14 protein-coding genes and 3 pseudogenes are annotated in these 13,244 nt (G+C 60.5%); 11 read left to right on the top strand and 6 right to left on the bottom strand.

What is annotated here, in order from left to right; all coding sequences use genetic code 11:
* Positions 1-50 precede the first annotated feature (50 nt).
* On the top strand, positions 51-1,922 hold the full coding sequence (locus tag V8P77_RS05330; RefSeq protein ID WP_335911131.1) for an adenylate/guanylate cyclase domain-containing protein: 1,872 nt from the start codon (positions 51-53) through the stop codon (positions 1,920-1,922).
* Between the two features lie 7 nt (positions 1,923-1,929).
* Positions 1,930-2,154 (top strand): hypothetical protein, encoded by a 225-nt coding sequence (locus V8P77_RS05335; RefSeq protein WP_335911132.1) that lies wholly within the window; start codon positions 1,930-1,932, stop codon positions 2,152-2,154.
* 94 nt (positions 2,155-2,248) lie between these two features.
* Here V8P77_RS05335 and V8P77_RS05340 read toward each other — a convergent pair whose 3' ends face one another.
* Complete coding sequence (locus tag V8P77_RS05340; protein WP_012755837.1) at positions 2,249-2,494, bottom strand: DUF982 domain-containing protein; 246 nt, start codon at positions 2,492-2,494, stop codon at positions 2,249-2,251.
* Between the two features lie 176 nt (positions 2,495-2,670).
* Entirely contained in the window at positions 2,671-3,192 is a 522-nt protein-coding gene (locus V8P77_RS05345; protein WP_335911133.1) for a hypothetical protein, read from the bottom strand.
* 197 nt (positions 3,193-3,389) lie between these two features.
* Here V8P77_RS05345 and V8P77_RS05350 point away from each other — a divergent pair, with 197 nt between their 5' ends.
* Positions 3,390-3,572, top strand: a complete 183-nt coding sequence (locus V8P77_RS05350; RefSeq protein WP_131715503.1) for a hypothetical protein — start codon at positions 3,390-3,392, stop codon at positions 3,570-3,572.
* Positions 3,573-3,599: 27 nt separating this feature from the next.
* Positions 3,600-3,895 (top strand): annotated as a pseudogene (locus tag V8P77_RS05355) (hypothetical protein).
* 105 nt (positions 3,896-4,000) lie between these two features.
* Here V8P77_RS05355 and V8P77_RS05360 read toward each other — a convergent pair.
* Together V8P77_RS05360 and V8P77_RS05365 are read right to left on the bottom strand one after the other, a co-directional pair.
* Positions 4,001-5,479, bottom strand: coding sequence for a preprotein translocase subunit SecD family protein (locus V8P77_RS05360; RefSeq protein ID WP_335911134.1), 1,479 nt, complete (start codon positions 5,477-5,479; stop codon positions 4,001-4,003).
* Between the two features lie 177 nt (positions 5,480-5,656).
* On the bottom strand, positions 5,657-6,121 hold the full coding sequence (locus V8P77_RS05365; protein WP_335911135.1) for a hypothetical protein: 465 nt from the start codon (positions 6,119-6,121) through the stop codon (positions 5,657-5,659).
* Between the two features lie 211 nt (positions 6,122-6,332).
* Here V8P77_RS05365 and V8P77_RS05370 point away from each other — a divergent pair.
* Positions 6,333-6,922, top strand: a pseudogene (locus V8P77_RS05370) (hypothetical protein).
* A gap of 136 nt (positions 6,923-7,058) precedes the next feature.
* On the opposite strand, the gene V8P77_RS05375 reads toward V8P77_RS05370, so the two are convergent.
* Positions 7,059-8,474 (bottom strand): FAD-binding protein, encoded by a 1,416-nt coding sequence (locus V8P77_RS05375; protein ID WP_335911136.1) that lies wholly within the window; start codon positions 8,472-8,474, stop codon positions 7,059-7,061.
* A gap of 131 nt (positions 8,475-8,605) precedes the next feature.
* Between V8P77_RS05375 and V8P77_RS05380 the strand changes: the two are divergent.
* Positions 8,606-9,097, top strand: a pseudogene (locus V8P77_RS05380) (LysR family transcriptional regulator); the annotation flags it as partial.
* 46 nt (positions 9,098-9,143) lie between these two features.
* Here the strand turns inward: V8P77_RS05380 and V8P77_RS05385 are convergent.
* Complete coding sequence (locus V8P77_RS05385) at positions 9,144-9,866, bottom strand: class I SAM-dependent methyltransferase (protein ID WP_020048253.1); 723 nt, start codon at positions 9,864-9,866, stop codon at positions 9,144-9,146.
* A gap of 198 nt (positions 9,867-10,064) precedes the next feature.
* On the opposite strand from V8P77_RS05385, the gene V8P77_RS05390 reads away from it, so the two are divergent.
* The 5 genes from V8P77_RS05390 to V8P77_RS05410 all read left to right on the top strand — a co-directional run bounded on the left by V8P77_RS05390 (position 10,065) and on the right by V8P77_RS05410 (position 13,063).
* Positions 10,065-10,385, top strand: coding sequence for a hypothetical protein (locus tag V8P77_RS05390; RefSeq protein WP_025392960.1), 321 nt, complete (start codon positions 10,065-10,067; stop codon positions 10,383-10,385).
* Positions 10,386-10,573: 188 nt separating this feature from the next.
* Positions 10,574-10,945: a cell surface protein gene (locus V8P77_RS05395; protein ID WP_335911137.1), complete on the top strand. Its 372-nt coding sequence runs from the start codon at positions 10,574-10,576 to the stop codon at positions 10,943-10,945.
* A gap of 154 nt (positions 10,946-11,099) precedes the next feature.
* On the top strand, positions 11,100-11,405 hold the full coding sequence (locus V8P77_RS05400; protein ID WP_335911138.1) for a hypothetical protein: 306 nt from the start codon (positions 11,100-11,102) through the stop codon (positions 11,403-11,405).
* 331 nt (positions 11,406-11,736) lie between these two features.
* Positions 11,737-12,408, top strand: a complete 672-nt coding sequence (locus tag V8P77_RS05405) for a class I SAM-dependent methyltransferase (RefSeq protein ID WP_335911139.1) — start codon at positions 11,737-11,739, stop codon at positions 12,406-12,408.
* A gap of 19 nt (positions 12,409-12,427) precedes the next feature.
* Positions 12,428-13,063: a TetR family transcriptional regulator gene (locus V8P77_RS05410; protein ID WP_335911140.1), complete on the top strand. Its 636-nt coding sequence runs from the start codon at positions 12,428-12,430 to the stop codon at positions 13,061-13,063.
* Positions 13,064-13,244: the final 181 nt, after the last annotated feature.

The following is a 13,244-nucleotide window of genomic DNA, read 5'->3' on the forward strand; positions in this document are numbered from 1 at the left end:
AATTGTTAGCATGTCGGCCGTGTGCCAAGCCACTCCGTTGGGAGACTGAAATGCAACGCAGGCTCGCGGCAATCATGGCCGCTGACATCGTCGACTATAGCCGGCTGATGGCTGAGGATGAGTCTTCCACCTATGCGGAGCTGCGCACCGTTTTTGACCACCTGATCGACCCCACTGTCGCCCGCCATGGCGGAACCACCTTCAAAACGACGGGTGACGGCTTCCTTGCGATGTTCCCGAGCGTCAACGCAGCCGTTGATGCGGCACTTGCCATCCAGCAAGGTTTTGACGACGGGCCTTTCAAGCTGCGTATCGGCATCAACCTCGGTGATGTCATCGAGGATAATGGCGATGTCTATGGGGATGGGGTGAACGTCGCGGCCCGGCTTGAGGCCATGACCGAGCCCGGCCAGATATTCGTCAGCGGCGCTGTGGTGATGGCCGCCGAGCGCAACCGCGGCGATCTGTTCGCCCGAGTCGGCCGCCGGCGCGCCAAGAATATTCCCGAGCTGCTTGAAGTATACCGCGTAAGGCGGGCGGGCTCTCCCTGGTCGATCTGGCGGCAGGTGCCACATGTCCTGCGCTGCAGCGCGGCGCGCTGGTCCTATGGCATTGCTGCCATCGCTCTCATTCTCATCGGCACCCAGATTTCACCTCTTCCGCTGGCCGCGATGGTGAGCGGCATCCCGGCTGCACTCTCTCTGGACCAGACCCGTGGAGACCCCAGACCCTCGATTGCCGTCATGCCGTTCGCTACCATGAGCGGCAGCGATAACCAGCCTTATTTTGCAGACGGTCTGACCGAGGACGTCACCACGGCGCTCGCTCGTAATCCCGAGCTTCAGGTCATCGCTCGCGATTCCACCTATGCCGTGCGCGGTCAGGAGACGGATGTGCGTAAGCTCGCGGCAAAGCTTGGCGTCGACTACGTGGTTGAAGGCAGCGCGCGCCGGGAAGGCGACCAGCTCCGCGTTTCGGCACAGCTCATCGATGTAGGCACGGGCGCGCACTTATGGTCGCGCAGCTTCGACAAGAAGGTTGCTGACGTTTTCACCGTCCAGAGCGAGCTCACCACGGAAATCGTCGCGCAACTCGCGCCCTATATCGGCCGAAGCGAAGCGGCAGCGGCGGCGCTGCGGCCGACGGATAGTCTGCAGGCCTATGATCTCGTCTTGCAGGCCCGCGACCGTTACCGGCACGGCGCCGCTGACCATAACGCTATTCTCGCCGCCCGTGGCCTGTATCAGCGCGCCCTCGAAATGGACCCGGCTTATGCCGCGGCCCGCGCAGGCCTTGCGTTGACCTACATCGGCGAAGTGGCGCAAAGGCCCGGCAGTCAGGCCGCCGCGCCCGAACTGGATTTGGGTCTCAGTGAGGCGCGGCAGGCCGTGCGGCTCGATCCCAATCTCGGTTTTGGATATCAGGTAATCAGTTTCGGACTTGCGCTGCAGGCGGACTATTCCGGCGGACTTCAGGCGGCGCAGCGTGCGGTCGAACTGAACCCCAACGATCCCGACAGTATGATTGCGCTGGCCAAAGCGCAGGTCCGGTTCGGAGACTATCCGGACGCTGTCGCCAACGCGGAGCGGGCGCGCCGACTGCACCCCATGGCACCGGAATACTATGCCTACGTGCATGGTCAGGCGCTTTATGCCGATGGCCGCCGCGAAGAGGCGGCCACGGTCATCAGCGAGTGTCTTGTCAGGGCGCCCCGCGATGAGAATTGCCTTCTCATCCAGGCCGCGTTGCAGGGTGGAAGCGGAGAGCTTGAAAAGGCGCAGGCTACCATGGCGAGCCTTGTTGAAGCCCACCCGGCATTCTCGCTGGAAGCGGAAAGGGCTTATCGCCGTTTTGGCGACAAGCCCTTGATGGAAGAGTTCCTGCAGGACCTGGCAAGAGCCAAAGCCCCGGAGACGGCTTGACGTTCCTATGAGCGTCGCGGTTTTAGAACGATCGTGGACTGAAGGCGACGATGATCTCTGGGTCGCTGATCTGGACGCCGGCACGGTAGTGCCTCTTCCGTCTCCCAAGTCGGGCGGGCTGAAAGCGGTGACCGACCTTCGCGCGACCAGGTCAATTGTGACGAAGGGCGTCAATCTGGCCGTGGTCGTCAAGTCAGCGGAGGCAGCATTGTTGGGCCATCATGATGGCTGATCGCGTATAATCTCTGCGTCATCACGCTGGATGACGGGCCGAGAGATGACCGCTCGCCGTCCAGCGCCAAATAGGCGCCGCACGGGTCGTGGCCTTATTCCTTAATCGGGATCCCGGCTTCGATCGCAGCGTCGATGAACGCCTGTCGCGCCTCTTCCCGGTTTCGTTTTCCCGACATGACATCGGCGCAAACCGCGCAGGCTCTATCCAGGGCAGGCCCCTCTTCGGTTGGCCAATCTTCGACCAGTGCCCATGTCGCGGCCTGGGTCGTCTGGATCACTACCCACTGATCCGGGCCTTCAAGGGCGAGCGTTACCGGCTTCTTCCAAATGGTTTGCATGATCTCGGGATCTCCGCTGCGTGCTCTCTGCCGTTGCAGCCTGCACACATAGGGCGATTCATCCGGTGTGGCGAGGCGCAGGATGAGCGAGATGCTTTTCTCGAGCAGTGAACTGCTGGGATGTGCCTTTCGAAAAGGGTTTCGTGCCGCCGTTTTGCGCGCTTATGCGACGCCGCTTAGAATTGCTGAACGAATTCGCACGCCGGCAAGGTTTTACCGGGAAGAGCGTCTCCCTGGCGCGCAACGATAGAGACTTTCCCAGGCCCGGCTATTCCGGGTTCCGGCTGCAGATCTGCAGGAAATTCAAGCGAATAGCCCCTGGTGGACGTGCCCGACAGGTCCGAGGTCTCCGGCTTCAAACCGTATTTCGCGGCCAGATCGTCGGCGCGCTCGCCTTCGATCAAGACGCCAACAGCGTTGCTAGCAAAGAAAATCTCGGTCGACTTAAAGCCGTCGCGGCCTATCTGGTTCGGGAGTTTGTAGATCGCCGCGCCCAAGGATGATGTGTCCGGCTTGGCCAGAGCTTCCACGACATCATAGATCTTCATTGCCGATGTCATCGTATAGGGTGGCTTGCAAAGGGCTGCGTCAAAGAACTTGTCATCGGCCGAATCGGCAAGAACCTGTCCGGCCTGAAATGTCGCAAAAGCGACGCACGCAGAGAAGGCGGCGTAGCGAATGAATTTGGCGTTGTGCATGAAACATTCCCGAGAAAGTGGCTGTCGTGGATTCGCGTGTTTTGCGAATGCCTAGGGAATTCGAAGTAGTTATGCTACCTGAAGTTTAATCTCTCAGCTCCACTCTTCTCTTCCGTCTGGCCGCACTGATGGATAGGATGAGTGGTATCGGACGCCGAGACGGAGATATCACAGGCCGATCCGAGGGCAGGAAAGTCATGATCGCAGCCTATATCGATGAAATCATCATGTTTTGCGCCGGCCTATGGATGACATCCGTCGGCTTTGGTTATCTGCCATATCCAGGCCAGCCGGCCAGCCGGCCGCCATTGGTTCGCCATTTCAAGTGGATGGGTCCCTTGCTGCTGGCGATCGCCATCGTTCTGGCCGCCGCCTCATAAGCCGCGTGTTCACGCTGGGGTGAAGCAATGACCAATATGTTGGCCTGCCCGTCTTGCAGATTGGACAAAACAGAATCGATCGTCCACCGCGGTTCGTACATTCTTCGCTGCGCCGCCTGCGGCGAAACGATTGTCGCCACATCATTCATGGCGATGCATGACTTGGAGCATGAGTGTTCGGCCTTTATCGACCCGGGTCCGGAAAACACCCTCCGCCAGAGACGCTCGTTGCGCGTGGACCGCTCCGGCAGATCGCAACGGCAATCAGCGCTGCGGCGAGTGACGGAACGCTGATACGTCTGATCCCCGAAGCAAAGGATTGAAGTCCCGCGTCGGTTCACCCGTTTATTTGCCGTCAGCGACCGACCCCAGCGGTTGAGATGAAGGGCAGCTCACCAGGGGGAATGCGGACTACACAGCTGGCGCCCTCATGGGCGTAACCGGACGAGAATCTTGGCCCCAGGAACCTTCAACTGTTCGGCCAGCGCTTCCAAATCTCTCCTATCCGTTCCCGCCAGAACGATGCGACCATCCATGATCGGCTCCCTCATCCAGGGTTCCATGACGACCTTGTCGTTGATCAGCATCTGCGTTTGTCGGCCCAATGCCGCCTGCGTGAAATCGCGGAATGTGGCGGCGCTTTCCGGGGTGAGCACGATATTCAGGCCATGGTCGTGGGACACGGGGGACAGGCTTACCTCCGCACTCTTCACCTCAAGCGAGACGGGCGCGATCTCCGTGGCAGCGTCATCGCCCGTCGCAACGGTCGTATCCTGCGATGCCGCTGGCGGGGCAGGCGGTGTCGAAAGCTCATCCAGGATGCCCGGCCCGGCCTTGGCCGATGGCAGCGGCTCGATATGCAAATCGGGCGTCTGCAGGTCTTTTGCCGTCAGCACGGCGGGGAGCGGCAGGCTGGCCGGCATGTCCTCGCGTTGGATGTGGGTATATGTGCGCAACGTCGTCCCTCCTGCCTCAACGGTGACGATCTCCGACGCTTCGAGCGTCGAGCCATCGTTCAGGGACACCACGAGCTCGACGCTTCGGCTCTTGCTGGCGCGTTTGAGGGAAGCCAGCTGATCGGCCGTGAGGTCCTTTGCCCGCTCGGCAAAGCCGGTCATCAAATTTTCGATCGCCGGCTGCTGCGACTGGCTGAACGCTGCGGCGTCGGCTTCCTCCGACAGGGAAAAGGTTGCCGTGCGTGCGGTTGCGTCAGTGGATTCCAGGGTCCAGGTCGATGTCACCGGAACACTGACGCCGTCATAATCTTCGTCCCGCAAGGCCGCCGAGGCCTGACCAATCTCCATGGTCTCTGCGTGATTGGATTGTCCCGTGGCGAGCAGCTGCGCCTCCGGCACCAAGGCGGCAACGATCTGAAGAGGGTTTGCCTCGATGTTGTTGATGATCTCATGGAGCCCGTTTTGCGGTGCCGCGGGAACTCCACCCGATTCATTGGCCGCCATCGCCCGCATGCGCGCCACGATCTGATCGACACCGGAGAGATCGCGCGGGTTGCCGTTCAGGTCGGTTTCGAGTTCGAGCGTAGCGGTGCCATAGGCTGTGAGGGAATTCCGATAGAGCTGGTTCATCTGGTAGCTGTCGGGAAGGCCAGCCATGCCTTTCGGCAAATCGGCGCTGAGGGACCAGCGGACCCGCATGCTGTCTTCATCCCGCGACAGGACCGCCATAGCCTGGCGAAACGCGCCGCGCACCGTCATGGCCGAGGCGCCTGGCTTGTCGAACCAGAACGACATATCGGTCTCGGTCGCTTTTTGAACGCGGTAGCTGCGCTCGACGCCGGTCGCTGGCGCATAGCCCGGGATCGTGACGCCGCCGGCGGACCATGCCGGAGTGGAGAGTGTGAGGCACAGGCAAAACCAGACAAATCTCTTCCAGTGCGGTGATGTCATGCGGGCGGGGCCTCTGAACATTGAAGGTTGTGGGGCGCCGTCCGGCTGCCGGGCCGCGAGCTTATTGGCTGATGAAGAGGATGGGTAGTCCCGTTGCCGCAATAATCGTTTTGCGCGAAACTGCTTCAGGTTTTCAAGATTGAGATCGGGAGATCAAGCCTCAGCGTCTTTCTTCGGCTAAAGTGTCTCTCCCCCCTCGGATTCTCTTTTCCACGACGCGCCGTTGCAAATGAGATAGGAGCATTCGTCCTTATTGCCCTCGTCCCATCCCGGCCAGCAGATCACAACGCGATGGAATTTGGCGTTGCAAAGCCCGTGGTTTGCCAGCGCACGCGGATCATTCAAGAAATACGGACTTATGGCTTTGTCGCGGGTCCATTCAGGCACCGCCTTCCAATCAGCGGCGCCACCCTCATCGCTCAAGGGGGCGACCTGGCAGGACTTCCAGTTGGACAGCACGATGGTCTGATCGCAGGGAAAGGCTTGGACGGCGCTTGCCAATAAGATCGAAAACAATGCCAACAATCGCCTGATGCAAACGACCACGCTCTTCCCCGCCATACCGCTTATTCGCATCGCGCTTCTACCCCCGAGATTCATTGCAGCGATCCTAGCAGAAGGGACTGGATAATAGAAGATCACAACTAAGAATATTTTCCTAGTTCATGGATCGTTCTTGCGCTAGGTTTGCCGCCATTGCAACCACGGACTGTTAGATGCTGAGCAAATTTTTTCTCAAGGATGAGGTGATGGCGCGGACGAGCTTTGGCCGTCACGCGCTGCAAGAACGGAGTTTTCGCAACAGGCTCGGGAGGGCGGGCGGATACCGACCGACAACACGGGCGAGAGGCTGATGGCGGAATTCAACCCTCGTGACAAAAGCCGAACCAGTGCCGGAAAGACGCGGGCGATGGTGCGCAAGCATACCGCTCCGCCGGGCGCGGCGGATGACGGCAGTCTTCGCTGGCAATGGTTCACCATTCAGTTGCTGGAATCCCCGGCCTTCACGACCTTGAGTGCGAATGCCTGCCGCGCCTTCTTCCGCATCGTCATCGAGCACACGGCCCACGCCGCCTTGGAAAACGGCAAGCTGATCGTGACCCCATCCTCAGTTCGTGTCCTACGGCGTGACCGGCGAATATGTGGCCGATGCGATCGATGAGCTCGAATATAAGGGGCTGATAAAAGTTCGCCGCGGCCGGGCGGGCAGCGGCGTCGCGCATCCCAACCGGTTCACGCTGACTTTTGTCGGTGACCATGAAGGTGCGCCACCGACGGATGAGTGGAAACTGTGCACGGCGGAAAGGTGCCGGAAATGGTCCGAGACCGACCGCAAGATTGCCGCCGACAAACGCGGTCGCGTCGGCAGGAAGAAAAAAGTCCCACTTCGGAATCCCGAAATCCCCCCCGCTTCGGGATTCCGAAATTCGTCGCGCTTCGTGAGATGCCGACATGAGGAAACATTGAATGATTTCAATGCCGCAACCAATTTCGGGATTCCGAAGTGCTATATAGATCTTGGTGGGGGAGTGCCCGGCATGAACCAAGGAAGCATTGCCTGGGACACATCCAGCCGCCGTCAGAACATTGTGTAGCCAGGCGTCAGTGTGGCGAGCGGGTCGTAGCGCTGCTTGGCGTCATGGAGCAGCGACCATCTCGGCCCGAAATGATCCTTCCAGTCGTTCTGCGACATGGGAAACGCACTCACCGGATAGAGGACGCCGCCCGCGTCGCGAAGGCGCTCGTAAAGCGCGCGGTTGCTGATGACCATGTGTTCCGCCTTGGCCGCATCCTTCGATGCCGGAATGCGAATGAGATTGAACGGGAAGGCGATGCTTTCATCCGGCATCCGGACAAGGGGCGTGCACAACGCTTTTGTCGTCATCGGATAATAGGTAATCCGTCCGAAAGGACCGACATCCGAGTTGTTGAGCTCGGCCAGAATGTCGCCGGCAAGTTGCTCGGCGTTGGAGCCGCGCAGGAATGTCAGCAGCCACGGGTGAGGATGAAACCATTGGCCATTCGAACGGAGCAGGCTTTCCAGGCGCGCAAAGGCGCTGAGATCCTCGATATAGGTCAGATCGGAAATCACCGCCGCGCTGCGCTGATCCGACAAGCCTGCGAGCACGGCATCATCGTCGGGAGCCGCCTGGCCGTCGTATTGGACGGCGCCCTCGAGCTGATATCGCCAGGCGCCGGCGCCGTCGGGTAGAATGGCGCCCTGCAGTTGATCGAAACGGCCGTCGGTGAGCACCGTCCGCTGATCGGCCGTCAAGGAGCGCAAGTCGGCGTAAAACAGGTTGAACCGCCGAACCCGTTCCGGGGCTCGCACCAGACGCAAGGTGGCCCGCGTGATGATGCCGCATTGGCCGAGCCCCGCACGGATGGCGTCGAAAAGATCCGGATTTGAGCTTGGGGAACATGTGAGGTGACGACCGTCACCGGTCACGACATCGAGGGCGAGAACATTGTCGGTCTGCATGCCGTGTCGGAACGTCGTCGGGCCTATGCCGCCGACAGCAAGCGTGCCGCCCACGGAGAGTTCGAGATAGTTTGTGAGCACCGGCGGCGTCAGCCCGTGCGGCAAGGTCGCGTCGAGAACGGCGCTCCATGTCGCGCCGGCATCGACACTGATGCGATCCGGCTGGACATCATGGATCGTGCACATCGCTGTCATGTCGAGCACGACGCCGCCCTCCGCCATCGCCCGGCCGAAGACCGAATGGCCCTGTCCACGGGCCGCGACCTTCAAGCCCCGGCTTTCTGCCCACCGCATCAGCTCAGCGATATCAGCCGCCGACGCCGGTCTGAGAACGGCCTGCGGTTTCCTGTGAATGAGGTGGCCGAAATCCTCTGCCGCTGCGGTGACGGCATCGCCGGCGATGGACGGAGCCTCTCCCGCCCTCGCAGCCGCCGCCAGACCGGTGGCCTTTGCCGCCAGCGCTGCGGTCGCGGTGAGGCCTGCACGCAGCAGTGTCCGTTTGTTCGTGGTCATGATGCGCTCCTCTCTTGGATGACAGGCAAAAAGCGCGTCGGCACCAACCTTCCATTCCATATCGGGTGACCGCCAGCCGAGACAACCGGCTGTGATTGACATAGACTCTTCCGAAGATCGGGAGAGTTTCGATGGACCGGTTGGATGATCTTGCAGCCTTCGTGGCGATTATCGAGAAGGGCAGCCAGACGGCCGCTGCCCGCGACTTGCGCCGGTCGCTGCAATCGATCAACCGGTCGCTGACGGCGCTCGAGCGCGGCGTGGGGATCGCCTTGATAAACCGCACGACGCGCCAGTCGACCCCCACCGAAGCCGGGCTTGCCTTCTATCGCCGCGTCAAGCCGGCCCTGATCGAGATCAACGATGCCAAACGCGAAGCCGCCGACAAGCGCGCCGAACCCTCAGGCCTGTTGCGCGTCGGAGTCCCGGTCCTGTTCGCGCCCGCCTTCGTAGCGCCGGTGGTTTGCGATTTCCTGGAGCGTTATCCTGCGGTCGAAGTGGAGCTCAAGGTCTCGGATCGCCAGGTCGATCTGCTCGAGCAGGGACTGGATCTCGCCGTGCGTATCCGGGAGATGCCAGACTCCACGCTCAAGGCCAGACGCATCGGCGAAGCGCAGACTTCTAATGCATGTCGCTCAAAAGTCTGCAGCGGTCATCCAATAAAGAGACTTAATGCGAAGATACCGATCTGCTTTGGCCACGGCACTTGGCCACGATCAGAAACTCCGTCTCCCGACCCCCGATCTTCCCGGCCGAAGTCGTGCGAAGCAGAAGACCGAAAGCTTCATAGAGCCAATAAAGCGGGGGAATTCTATCCTTGAGCGCATGCACCTGCGTCGACACATATTCGCCGACGAAGACGACATCCATGCCGAGGTCTTTCAATGTCCCGGCAATCTCCGAATGGGATGCCTCTGCGGCGTGCTCGACGCGGAATGGGGCATAACCCGGCTTTCCGGCGTTTTTCTGCCTGAGAACGTAGCGATAGAACAAGACGTGTGTCCACCAGGGTGTCAGATCGGTGAAGATCCCTTTGGCTGAATTCAGGATCGGACCCTTGACGAACACCAGACCACCGGGAGACAGGGTATCATGGGCTCTCAACAAGGCCGAGCGCGGGCTTTCCAGATGCTCGAGAACGTCCCAGAAGACGCAGGCGTCGAAGTGACGATCTCCGTAGTCGATGGTTTGAGCATCGCCGAGGATTCTTTCGGCGGCGTCCTGGTTCTTTTCGAGTTGCTCTTTGGAGATGTCGACAACGGTATATCGCGCTCCTTTCAAGGGGATATGCGTGCGAGAGCCGCCTCCGACCTCAAGGATATTTGTATCAGTCTTGCTGGAGAATGCTGATTGTGCGTGCGAGAGCGCGTCGTTTACCCACGGCGAAGCCATAATCTTTCCCTCCCGAAAGATTAGCGTTTACGACTATAAGTAAACATTAATATAATATTTTAGCAATATTTCAACGTGACTAGTCAAGTGGCGCGTCCAGCCGGAATGGCAGGCAAGCCCCTCAGCCTAGTTTCGCGCAACCTTCCTGATGTATCCGCAGGTCTGATGATCTTTAAGGCGCTTCAGCCGGAGGAATGCATGGCGGTGGGAATTTTTCGGGCTCTGGCTGCCCTGGCGATGATGACGGCCCTTGGCGGCTGCATCGACCATGCCAATGATCCCGTGCTCCTGGCGGTCGGCGTGCCGGTCAATCCGCCGGTCGTTGCGCACGGCCTTTGCATGACCGATGGCAACGCCATGTATGACGAGGCGAGAAAGCAGTATCAGCTGCGCGCCCAGCTGACCGGCTATGCCGGGGCCGATGAGTTGGAAGCCGAAACCACGGCGCGCGCCGCCGCCCATCGCCAATATGTCGCCTGCCTCTCTGGGCAGGGCTACCGGACATTATACGCGAATTGAGAACAGAGAATTCACGTTTCGTCACCAGCGCCGTTTGAGCTCTTTCCTGATCGCGACTTTTCACGTTTTCGGCGATTTAGTCACGCCGGATCGCCTGCAATCACGAGTTTTGGAATTGCGGTCGAGTCGCGGAACTCCGCTCGTCCGAAAGGCATTTTCTTAAGATAAATCCATAAGGAGGGTTTATCATGAAGATGTTCAGGCTTGCCCCATCCACCGCCGCGCTCGGCGTCCTTCTCGCCCTCACGTCGATCATCCCCGCGCAGGCAGCATCCGTTCAGACGGCTCGGCCGCCTGCTGTCTCGGATGTAAAAATGGTGCAATATAAACCACATGCCGGGTCCTGGCATGGCTATCAGGGCTTTCGCACGGAGCGCCCCGGCACCCGCCGCCATTCCGATGGTTACTGGTATCCGCTTGCCGCCTTCGGCGTTGAGGCCAATACCACGGGCTCCGTCGTCCGCCAGCCGGTGAACAGGCCGGCAGCTCCGAAAATGTGCAACCCTACGTTTTCCGGATCGATCGGTCCCGGCAGCATGCCTTGCGATAACGGCTATTGAGCCGGCAAATGAAAGAGGCGGCGATGAGCCGCCTTTTTCTTGATCGAGCCGCCGCTCACATATCCGTGACCTCTGCTTTGGCACCGTAGTATGTGACAGATCGCCTTCCTAACTCCGGGGCGTAAACTCCACGAATCCTCCCAAGGAGACGATTATGACCACGACTTTCAAGAACGGCCTGATGGCCGCTGCCTTCGGCGCAATCCTCGGCCTTTCGGCCTTCTCGGCCATGGCAGATCCCCTCCAGTCGAGCGCGACAGAGCAAGGTGCAGCCGAGCGTCCGGTTGCCCAACAACAAACAACGGTTGAGCATGACAGGCGCACCACCGGTTCGATCGGTGAGCGCGGCTCGGAAACTTCAGGTCGGATGACGCCTTACATGATGAGCCCGAAGAAGCCCCTCAAGATGGATTGCAAGCTCGGCTTCAACCCGGGGAGCGGCTCCAGCTGCAATTACTGACGAGACGCCCGGCCGTTCGCCATCGCGATCGGCCCGTCTGAGCTGAAGGGCGGCCTCCGAGCCGCCCTCAGTTTGTTGGCAAACCTTGCTCTTCCCTCGGCGCCATCCTCGGCCTTGCTAGCCGGATGCGGCATGTCCTTCCCCAATTGTCGTTCGTACAATGTTGCATTGAATGCAAAAATGCAATAAGTACAAAATCACGCAAACTGTTGACGGTGGTGTTGCGAAAAGCCGCAGCGACGAGCGATTGACGCCTCTGCCTTGGAATTGCCATGCTCGCCGCGATGGTCGCATTTCATAATCAATCGAATTTCAGACGGGTGGGATAGTCATGACTGCAAAGGCCGCATGCTCCGATTTCCTGCATTTTTTTCGCTCCTGGGTCAGCAACCCGCTTCGGGTCGCGGCCATCGCGCCGTCGGGGGATTCGCTTGCCAGGATCATGACCAGTGAAATTGCCGCACTCGACGGGCCGATCATCGAGCTCGGCCCGGGAACCGGCGTCTTCACCCGGGCGCTGCTGGCGCGCGGGGTCAGCGAAGAGGATCTGACCCTGATCGAGTACGGTCCGGAATTCATCACCTCGCTGCAGGCGCGCTTCCCAACGGCGCGTGTATTGCAGATGGATGCCGCCCATCTCGCCCATGCCGATATTTTCGAGGGTGAACCGGTCGGCGCGGTTGTCAGCGGTCTGCCGCTTTTGTCCATGTCGCCGCGCAAGATCGCCTCGATCCTGGCCGGCGCCTTCGCCTATATGCGGCCGGGCGGCGCCGTCTACCAGTTTACCTATGGTCCGCGCTGCCCGGTGCCGCGGCCGATCCTCGACCGTCTCGGCCTGAAGGCGGTGCGCATCGGCGGCACGGTGCGCAACCTGCCGCCGGCCTCCGTCTATCGGATTTCGCGCCGCAAGCCGCTGGAACTGTCGCGCGAGCGCTTCAGTTATCGTGAGCGCTCGGCTGACATCGATGATGTCGCCGCCTTTTCCAACGAAACCGGCGGCTGAACGATGATGCCGGGACGGAATGGCTGAGAACAAGCGGACGGAGACGACCGAAGGCCGGCGGGAACGCAAGCGGCGGCAGACGCGCGAGCGCATCGAGCAGGCGGCGATGACCCTCTTTCTGCAGCGCGGCTTCGACGCCACGACGATCGAGGACATCACCGAGGCGGCCGATGTCTCCAAACGCAGTTTCTTCGATTATTTCCCCTCCAAGGAAGAGGTGGTTTTCGCCTGGCAGGATTCCTTCGCCGATCGCCTGATGGCGGCAATCGCGGCAAGGCCGGCGCCAGAATCCTCCGTCGTGACGGTTGAGGCGGCAATCACCGCAACCGTCATCGCCTCGGTTGACGAGCCTGGCCTGGCGCTTGGCGAACTCATCCACCGCACGCCGGTGCTGAAGGCCCGCGACCAGCTGAAATACGCCAAGCTCGAACAGAAGCTCGCTGAGGCGCTGCTTCTGCGCAAGGGAGGTGATCCGCTTGAGCGGCCCCGCATGCGCGTTCTTGCGGCCATCGTCATCGGCGCGCTGCGCGTCGGGGCTGAGCTCTGGCAGCAGCGCCCGCCAAGTACTTCGCCGCAGGATTTCGCCCGGGAGATTTTCACCGACCTTTGGAAGATGCTGGCGGAATTCGGCGACGAGGCAAAGACCAGGCGTTGACGCGGGGCCGCCTGCGCCTCCGTGTGCACTTCCGACGAGATCAGCTCGATGCCGATGTTTCCGCTCCATCCTGTGATCAGGCCCTGTTATCGGAACCGGGCCGTCCTATATCTGCAAGCGTTGTAGCGGCCACATTCTGATGATCCCCGCGATAGGCAGATCTTCACCATGCCGGGCACCG

Origin of the sequence: Rhizobium aouanii (genome assembly GCF_037002925.1) — a bacterium.
Lineage (GTDB): Bacteria > Pseudomonadota > Alphaproteobacteria > Rhizobiales > Rhizobiaceae > Rhizobium > Rhizobium aouanii.

Excerpts from the sequence above, each read along its gene's own strand:
- V8P77_RS05330 (WP_335911131.1), top strand. The coding sequence starts at position 51 with ATGCAACGCAGGCTCGCGGCAATCATGGCCGCTGACATCGTCGACTAT.
- V8P77_RS05335 (WP_335911132.1), top strand. The coding sequence starts at position 1,930 with ATGAGCGTCGCGGTTTTAGAACGATCGTGGACTGAAGGCGACGATGAT.
- V8P77_RS05340 (WP_012755837.1), bottom strand. The coding sequence starts at position 2,494 with ATGCAAACCATTTGGAAGAAGCCGGTAACGCTCGCCCTTGAAGGCCCG.
- V8P77_RS05345 (WP_335911133.1), bottom strand. The coding sequence starts at position 3,192 with ATGCACAACGCCAAATTCATTCGCTACGCCGCCTTCTCTGCGTGCGTC.
- V8P77_RS05350 (WP_131715503.1), top strand. The coding sequence starts at position 3,390 with ATGATCGCAGCCTATATCGATGAAATCATCATGTTTTGCGCCGGCCTA.
- V8P77_RS05360 (WP_335911134.1), bottom strand. The coding sequence starts at position 5,479 with ATGACATCACCGCACTGGAAGAGATTTGTCTGGTTTTGCCTGTGCCTC.
- V8P77_RS05375 (WP_335911136.1), bottom strand. The coding sequence starts at position 8,474 with ATGACCACGAACAAACGGACACTGCTGCGTGCAGGCCTCACCGCGACC.
- V8P77_RS05385 (WP_020048253.1), bottom strand. The coding sequence starts at position 9,866 with ATGGCTTCGCCGTGGGTAAACGACGCGCTCTCGCACGCACAATCAGCA.
- V8P77_RS05390 (WP_025392960.1), top strand. The coding sequence starts at position 10,065 with ATGGCGGTGGGAATTTTTCGGGCTCTGGCTGCCCTGGCGATGATGACG.
- V8P77_RS05395 (WP_335911137.1), top strand. The coding sequence starts at position 10,574 with ATGAAGATGTTCAGGCTTGCCCCATCCACCGCCGCGCTCGGCGTCCTT.
- V8P77_RS05400 (WP_335911138.1), top strand. The coding sequence starts at position 11,100 with ATGACCACGACTTTCAAGAACGGCCTGATGGCCGCTGCCTTCGGCGCA.
- V8P77_RS05405 (WP_335911139.1), top strand. The coding sequence starts at position 11,737 with ATGACTGCAAAGGCCGCATGCTCCGATTTCCTGCATTTTTTTCGCTCC.
- V8P77_RS05410 (WP_335911140.1), top strand. The coding sequence starts at position 12,428 with ATGGCTGAGAACAAGCGGACGGAGACGACCGAAGGCCGGCGGGAACGC.